The sequence below is a fragment of the Psychrobacter sp. AOP31-B2-9 genome (assembly GCF_052378005.1).
Taxonomy (GTDB): Bacteria; Pseudomonadota; Gammaproteobacteria; order Pseudomonadales; family Moraxellaceae; genus Psychrobacter.
The window spans coordinates 1-8,738 of sequence record NZ_JBQSXG010000122.1; the positions used below are offsets into that span (position 1 = coordinate 1).

An 8,738-nucleotide genomic window follows, 5' to 3' on the forward strand; every position below is an offset into this window, starting at 1 on the left:
ATAAAAAAAATTAATCACATTAAACTCCTCTAATGTCTCTTTATACTGCTCGCATACTATCTGCATTTCCTGCTATTTGCTGCATATCATTGCTATAACTGATTATTATAGCGTCATCTCATTCGATAAAGACTTTGTAACTGTGCCATGCTCTTATAATCTAGCTGTGGGTAAGTGAAATAAAGTCGTCAAATATAGTAGAAAGAAGTCTATTAATACCATAAAATACTGCCTAGTAAGTTTGGCTATCTAATAGCAACGACAATCATAACTCAACAAATCAGGAGTTTGTATCAGTGGGCGCAAAAAAAATACTGTCTTATGGACGCCGGGCTTTGGTGATATTTCTGGTGCTATATCTCATCGTAGTCTGGATGTACTTTGAAGACAATGCGCGACAGCTTACTTCATCTGGATTAATACTGTGGTTCGTGGCCATCCCATTACTATTCATTGGCACCATCGTTGCTCTATTGTGGTGGCAAAAGAAGCTGGACAAACGAGCCAGTGATAAAGCTGAAAGCTTAGGAGAGACGTCAGACAAAAAAGAAAATGTCAAACTGCCTGATATCCACCAATTATTTATATTTAGCCGCGTTTGCTTACCTGAAGGAAATAGCTGGTCTGATGTTATTGACAATGACCAAGACCTAACTGTATTAAGTGAAGATCTGACAAATTTTGATGGTATGCCGATGTTGGTTAAACCCATCAAAGAACTTACCGATGCTGCTTCACTACCCTATAGCTATCGATCCAATGATCATGTAGAAGATACAGATTTTGATAACAGTCTAGATAACAACCGTTTAGATAACCATGTCAATCAGGAAAGGTTTGAGGAGAGTGATGCACGTACAGAACGTATAGCCACACTAGATGATACTACTTTGCGTTTATGCTCATTAATTCATGAGCAAATTGCATTGAGTGATGAGCTATTATCTGTCCTCGCAGAACACTTCTATCAACACCATCAGCAAGACAATGCGCAGTCTAACTCAGCTATCAATATTCATCCCGAATGGCAGCAGCATTACTTAGTGAGTGCCGAGCAAGAGAGTGATGACGACTCAATGTCAACTGCGTCTAATAGCTACTTGTCCAAGCTACCTATCTATCTATGTCTGCCTGCTAGTGCTGACTCCGCGCCTCTTATCACGGCAATAAAAGAGCAATTAGCGACTTACGGCATTTCTGACATACTGCTTTCTTTCACAGTGATTGTAGCTGATGATAACGAATCAGCAGATAGCGTAACAAGTGAGCACATAGATGATATAGCCACTCACGATCCTGCTGGATTCATTAATAAACACCTTGTATCGTTATCACAGTCAGCGATTCCTGATCTTTGCCTATTGCTCATTGTAGACTCACAAATGAGTGATGATTGGCTCGATACGCACCTACACTCACAGCAAACATCTAATATCGTTCCCACTGAGGCTGGTGCATTGCTAGTATTTTTTAATAAAGCGGCTCAAGATTTACTCAATATTGAAACCAGCACCAGCGTTTTATTGACAGAGGTGCATACACCTGATGCTAAACATCACGATAGCCATACTACTGAACGCATGAATAATAGACGTGGTTACCTAAACCACTTAACAACTATTAAAAACTTACTGATAGATAACGAGCTGTCATTAGTACCGACTAATACTGCATCGCCAAAAACGCTAAACAAACCCACAACAAAGCCAGACGACACCGAAACCAAGACTAATGTTGCACCATTAGATACTAGTATTACAGCTATATCAGACATTAATCCATCAACACAACCTTATGATATGTCGGTATATATGAGCTTTGTTGAGGCGTTTATCACAAAAGGCGCTCTAGTAAATGAATACCATTTAGGGCATTATATGCCATTCAATAACTGGTTAAAGTCATTTATTAGCCTATCGTTGTTTGTTGACTTAGCAGAAAAAGACCAACAAGAGTCAGACAGCCTGTTTTTGATTACTCAACATAAGCATTGCTCTATACTGTGGTTAGCAGATGACTCTCAGAAGTCAGAACCATAGTTGTTAGTGACACAGTTCTTAGCGACATGGCTTTTAACGACATCGCTTTGATGGCATCATTTTGATGAACAGTATCGTTGTAGACACTCATTTTATTATCTTAAGATTACACTAGGTAGCACGCATGTTTTCAAGGTTTTTTCATCTTATCTATAACCCAAGAGTGCTAGTAGCTTTGGGCATCATAGTCGCCTTAGTCTTATTATATGACTATGTCCCCATCAAAACCTTTTACATTATTATTGGCATCTTAATCACCTGTACTGTGCTAGGTTTTGTCGCTTATCATCTATGGAAAAAGCGTAAAAAATCGTCAGAGGATTTGGCAGATTTGGTAGAAGACAATGCCAATGATGGCGAAGATAGCGCTAATAAAGCAAAAGATGAAAACACCGAAGAGGTGCAAGCCTTACGTGAGCAAATGCAAGATGCGATTAAAACCATTCGTAAATCCAAAATTGGCGATCAAACAGGTAAAGCGGCATTGTATGAGCTGCCATGGTATATGGTCATTGGTAATCCAGCAGCAGGAAAAAGCTCAGCGGTACTACACTCCGGCTTAAAATTCCCATTTATGGATCAGACTAATAAACTGTCTGTAAAAGGGGTTGGCGGTACACGGAACTGCGATTGGTTTTTTTCGACCGAAGGAATTTTGCTTGATACAGCTGGACGCTATTCTGTATATGAAGAAGATCGCTCAGAATGGCTGTCATTTTTAAGTTTACTCAAAAAGAACCGACCTAAAGCACCTATTAATGGCATTATCATCGCCGTTAGTATCGCTGAGCTGACCAAAAATGATCCCAACTATGCATTAGATTTGGCCAAAAACTTACGCAGCCGTGTCCAAGATTTAACTGAACAACTAGAAGTCTATGCGCCTGTTTATGTAGTCTTTACCAAGATGGATTTGGTTTCAGGCTTCCGTGATTTCTTTAATGACTATGAACAAGAAGAGCGCGATCAAGTCTGGGGTGCGACCATTCCCTACCCGGAAGATCCTGATAATATAAATATCACCGATGTTTTTGAAGATCATTTTGGTATATTGGTCAATGGTCTAAAAGATTTGAGCACAACCAAATTATCTTTGCGTCATCAGCGGACCGTGTCTCCCAGTCTTATGACTTTCCCTATGGAGTTTCAGTCGTTACGTCCAATGATACGAACGCTGATGCATGCTTTGTTTGAAGACAACCCTTTCCAGTTTAAGCCAATCCTGCGCGGATTTTACTTTACCAGCGCCTTACAGGATGGGCAAGTTAGCAGCCAAATGACGCTACAAATGGTACAAAACTATGACTTGCGTCCACCTGCCATACCACTTAATGCGCAGCAGGAAGCTGCAGACAAGCCTTATTTTCTGCAAGATTTATTTTCAAAAGTCATCTTAAAAGATAAGCATCTTGTCAAACAGCATAAAAACCGTAATAAACGTGGTCATCGTGCGATTGTGACCCTAGCTGCTGTGGTTGCATTGTGTGTGGCAGCAGGTCTATGGACATGGTCATATACTAATAACAAGCAACTCTCTGAACGTGTCGTGGCTGACTTACAACAAGTCGCCGAGCTACAGAAAAGCGCTAATGGTGATCTACAGTCGCAGCTTGAGTCGCTTGATATCTTACAAAGCCGAATAGAACAACTCGAAGGCTACGAAGAAGACAAACCCTTGTCTCTAAGCTTTGGTCTGTATCAGGGTGATAAGCTTAAGCAAAAGCTATTGGCTGAGTACTATAACGGTATTGGCATCATTGTGTTGGCACCTACCAAACAAAATATTGAGCAATTTTTGACAGAGGTGAATTCAAATGCAGCACAGCTAGAAGTGCGCACAGAAGAAGCTTCTGACGATACGGCTGAGGAAGCAGCGACCAATGACGCTTATATTCAATCCGATCCTACAGATGTTGAAGATGCCTATAATGCCCTAAAAGCCTATCTCATGCTGAGTAGTCATGAACATCTCGAAACCAGTCATTTAAGCGATCAGATGACGCGTTTTTGGCGTAATTGGCTTGAATCTAATCGTGCCGATATGCCACGTGATAAAATGATTCGCCAAGCCGAGCGTATCTTGAGCTTCACACTGGCTCATGTCGATGACCCTGCTTTTCCACTTATTCAAAACGACTTGGGACTGGTAGACAATACACGCAATACCCTGTCAAAAGTTAGTAAGGGTCAACCTGCTCGTGATCGGGTCTACTCTGAAATAAAAATGCGCGCCTCTGCCCGCTTTCCATCCGTAACAGTCGCTCAAATCACTCAAGATACTGCCAATGAAGCCTTACTCGGTAGCTACGTTATTTCAGGCACTTTTACCAGACAAGCATGGGACTCTTTCGTCAGTGATGAGATCGATAAAGCAGCTACTACTAGAGTGGTAGCAGATGATTGGGTACTAGCAACCAGTAGCCAAAACGATCTTACATTGACAGGCAGTCCTGAACAAATAAGACAATACTTGGTCAACCGCTATAAACAAGAATATATCAGCGAATGGAAGCGGTTTTTATCACAAGTATATATTCGTGATAGCAAAGGTTTCGATGATCATGCGGTGCTATTAAGTCAGCTATCTAATGCGGCAGATTCACCATTAAAAACACTGTTTGTAACGGTTGATCGTCAGACTCAATGGGACAACAAAGCGTCTACTCCAGCTGCTGCAAATGGTGGTGAATCTAGACGCTCATTTGTCAATTGGTTCAAGCAAACCATATTGAGACAGAGCCCGGCCGAACTACGACAGGCAGAAGCAGCTCTAGGCAACAGTGGTGGTAGTGACGCCGCAACTCCTGCAGCACCATCGGGTGTGATTGCTCAAGAGTTCTCATCCATACATGCACTGGTAGTCTCCAGAGAGGACAATCAAGACTTGTCTTTATTAGACAATTACTTAGCAAGTCTAGGTGACGTTAGAACACGCTTCAATAATATTGCGCGTAGTGATGACATCGGTCCTGATGCGTTATTGTTTGCTTCACAGACGCTAAGTCCTGATGGCTCAGAGCTGACCAAGTCGCTACAAATTTTGGATGAACAGATACTCAGCCAAGCCAATTCTGAAATCAAAAAACTCGTCCGCCCATTATTGAGTGAGCCACTCACACGCTCCTTCAATATGCTACTGACACCAACTAAGGCTGAAATTAACAAGGTATGGAAAGCACAAGTAGGTAAGCCTTTCCTCGATAATTTAGAGAAAAAATACCCGTTCACTGCCAATGCCAACTTAGAGGCAACACCTGCAGAGATTGGTCAGTTCTTTGGTGAAGATGGCTATGTGGCACGATTCGTTAATGAAACCCTGTCACCCTTTATCATTCGTCGCGGTGATCAGATATCAAGTAAGATTTGGAATGGTGCGGGTCTGGGCCTGAACCCACAGTTTGTCGCTGATTTTGGTCGTTATTTCACCAACTATACTGGTAACAGTAGCGCTGGCCCTGCTGGTGGTACTAATGCTAACGGTGCGGCTAACCAAACCACATTCCAGATTATGCCATTACCAGTTAGTGGCTTGACTGAATATACGATTGTGGTCGACGGTCAGCAGCTTCGCTATCGTATGGGCACCCAAGCTTGGACCACATTTGTATGGCCCAACCCAAGTAGCCAGCCTGGTGCTAGTATCCGGGCCAAAGATTATGACGGTAGAGACTTTACTGTGTTTGAAGAAGCGGGTAGCTTTGGGGTAGAAAGAATGATCAATAGTGCTCGCCGCACTGAACTTGGCGATGACATCTTTGAGATGGCTTGGTCAGGTGATGGCATTACTATTCCAGTACGCTTTAGACTGATTAGTGGCAGTGGTGGTGGCACTACCCCTCAAGGCCGTGCAAGCAATCCATTTACTGGTATGAAGCTACCTGATGAAGTAATCGCTCTTGGTGTTACACGTTCGGCAATGCCGGTCTCTGACAGTAATTCAGCTAACGGTAATGAAGCTAACAGCGGTACATCAACTGGGCGCCCAGTAAACAGCCCGACTGCGCCACGCAGTGAAGACAATGGTACAACGGAGCCAACACCAGCACCAAATGCGTTGAACTTGACGCCCACGACTGACGACAGTGACAGTGACAGTGACAGTGACAGTGACCAAACTGACACGCCTACTACCACAACGGATAGCAATACAACCACAACTGACACACAGGAGCCAACGCCGTGACTCCTGAATCGTTACCTTTAGTATATTTTGGCAAACTGCCTGCCCGTGGCGATTTTGTACGGGCACGCACACACATTCCTGAAAGCAATGCCATTGATGAGTGGGTCAGCAAAGCTTTAGTCAGCTCAGAAACACTATTTAGCGACAGATTGGTAGATAGGACGACAACCAACAAAACAGCTTTTTTAAACTTTAGTCACGTGAATACCACATCCAATGAGATTATCACCGGTGTGCTTATTCCTAGTCACGATAGCAGTTATCGTAACTATCCGATTATAGGTTTTGGCGTCCAGTATGTTGACAAGCCAAAAAGCTGGATGAATTATTTACCAATTAAGTCTGCTACCATTTGGGACGATACACAGGAAATCCTCAGCATAGCTAAGTCTAAAACTGACAATGCTGAGTTGATGGACTACCTCAACCACAGCCAGATTAGAATCAATAATAATGCCAGTACTCACTATTACGACTTTATCAATACCTCTACTTTGCAAGATATCGCCATATTGATGAACATCGATAAATCACAATTGATACAGCAAATCATCGCCACTGGCTTGTTGTTTTTGCCTACTTTTGCCAAAGGCTTTCAAGGTCTTAATAAAGTCATCTGTTGGTCACTCACTTCTGATAGAGAGAACTCCATACATATGGCAACTTTTTGGCATGATTTGATCAGTGGGTTTTATCAACCACATCAACTCTATCTGAATACTTATCTCTACCGTGTTTCTAATTGCTATCGCCTACTATTGAGCTTCACAAAACCTGATGGGCATATACTGAGTCAAATATCAGAGAGCGAAGACAGCTATCCCGAAGATTGGGTGGTTATCTCTCATAGTGACTGGACGCAAGGTTATATCGATGAGGATATCGGACTGACTCGCTTCAATAAAGTCTTGTTACAAGACAACCTCTACCTGTATGATACTAGGCAATTGTTTAAGAAGACGTTTTTGGCACAATAATCGTGCATCAAAAAGATGATATTACGATAGGCGGTCATCGCTATATATCAGACACCTATATTTGATAATTGCTCAATACTATTAAGATTAAAAAGGCACTTGAATGAAGGTCCTCTCTAACATACTAAACTCCAAGCTAACGGGTCACTCAAAAAAATTGCTGTTAGCGGCTGCTATAACACTACCCATCAGTGCGGCTGTCGTTGCAGCGCAGAATAATGGTCTAACACCAAACGTACCTGTCGTCATCAAAGGTGTGGTTGCGACTAGCTCAGACAAGCAGCAGCTTATAGAGAAGCTAAAGGCGCAATATCCCGATAAAACCATCCGAGATGAGATCGAAGTACGGTCGAATATCAGTATACCGACCAACTGGCAACAGATAGCCACAGCCATTATCGATAGTGACATCTCTAATATTAGTCAGGGCCGTATCGATATTCATGGTACAACCATTAGCTTACATGGCAAAGTAAGTAGCTTGGAACAAAAACAAGCAATCCAAAATCGTATTTCTACACGCCTAACCGACCTCTATCAGTTAGATAACCAGCTGGTCATCGTAGAAGGTGAACAGCGCCTCATCGATGAGACTCTTGGCAACCGTATTGTCGAGTTTGAATCTGGTAGCGCTAATCTCACGCCTATGGGGCTTGGTATTTTAGATGATATGGCAGGCGTGTTGCAGCGGGTCGGTGATAAACCGGTCACCATCACTGGGCATACAGATAATGTCGGTAACCCTACTGCCAACTTAGCCCTATCCAACGATCGTGCTGAAGCCGTCAAGCAGTATCTTATCGGTCGAAACATCGATGCTGCTCGGCTTAGTACGACAGGTAAAGGTGACACAGATCCTATCGCTAGTAACGATAATGAAGAAGGGCGGACTCGTAACCGCCGTATCGAATTCACCCTCGAGGAATAACATTGTCGTTGAATAACATTGTCGTTGAATAACACTGTCGTCAAATAACAATATCGTCGAATGATGTTGCCACACGTAATGATAATGGCAGACAAACACTTATGTTTTGATGCCAACGCTCAAAAAAACATAATGCCGTTGCACAAAGAATAGGAACACTACCATGCTTCGCTTGACCAACACCGTGCTGCCCATGCACCCTGATAGGCTATATGCTAGTGAAGGCAGCACTCAAGCCCTCTATCCAAGTGCGCAGCAAGACATCAGTGCTCATCAAGCGTGGCAAAACAAGCTGATGCAGGCGTCTTATGAAGACGATATCATTGCCCAATTAAACCCAAACGGAAATCAACAACATCAGCAGCATGGTATCGATACTTATGTATTGCAAGTCTATATTCATGAGCGTCACCATCCGCCCTTTACACCGCTCACTGACTTAATCGGTAGCACACTTACCTTAAGCTTTGATACCCCAAGCGGCCTACATTACCGTCATTTATACCTAACGGCCATACATCAATTGGATCACGATGGCAGCTATGGCTATTATCGTCTGCTCGCACAACCACTTACCTATCGCTTGCATCAGCATCCACGCTGTCATATAG

The 8,738-nt window shown here is 42.9% G+C and carries 5 protein-coding genes; all 5 read left to right on the plus strand.

The features are described 5' to 3' along the window. Nucleotides 1–296: 296 nt before the first annotated feature. Nucleotides 297–2,039 carry a hypothetical protein gene (locus ACT3SX_RS11920; protein WP_192519945.1) on the plus strand — a complete coding sequence of 581 codons (1,743 nt, stop codon included), beginning with the start codon at nt 297–299 and terminating at the stop codon, nt 2,037–2,039. A 124-nt stretch (nt 2,040–2,163) separates the two neighbouring features. Next, nucleotides 2,164–6,222 (plus strand): type VI secretion system membrane subunit TssM, encoded by a 4,059-nt coding sequence (gene tssM, locus ACT3SX_RS11925; protein WP_442069958.1) that lies wholly within the window; start codon nt 2,164–2,166, stop codon nt 6,220–6,222. Further along, nucleotides 6,219–7,199 carry a type VI secretion system-associated protein TagF gene (gene tagF / locus ACT3SX_RS11930; protein ID WP_192519947.1) on the plus strand — a complete coding sequence of 327 codons (981 nt, stop codon included), beginning with the start codon at nt 6,219–6,221 and terminating at the stop codon, nt 7,197–7,199. Before tssM ends, tagF begins: the two co-directional genes overlap by 4 nt. Nucleotides 7,200–7,302: 103 nt before the next feature. After that, the gene (locus ACT3SX_RS11935; protein ID WP_192519948.1) at nt 7,303–8,127 is read left to right on the plus strand and encodes an OmpA family protein; all 825 of its coding nucleotides are present in this window, start codon (nt 7,303–7,305) and stop codon (nt 8,125–8,127) included. 163 nt (nt 8,128–8,290) lie between these two features. After that, on the plus strand, nt 8,291–8,738 hold a 448-nt coding region (locus ACT3SX_RS11940), incomplete at its 3' end, for a hypothetical protein (RefSeq protein ID WP_444761756.1).

Bases quoted from the DNA above. Each gene is read 5' to 3' on its own strand.
- tssM (WP_442069958.1), top strand. From the start codon at position 2,164: ATGTTTTCAAGGTTTTTTCATCTTATCTATAACCCAAGAGTGCTAGTA.
- ACT3SX_RS11935 (WP_192519948.1), top strand. From the start codon at position 7,303: ATGAAGGTCCTCTCTAACATACTAAACTCCAAGCTAACGGGTCACTCA.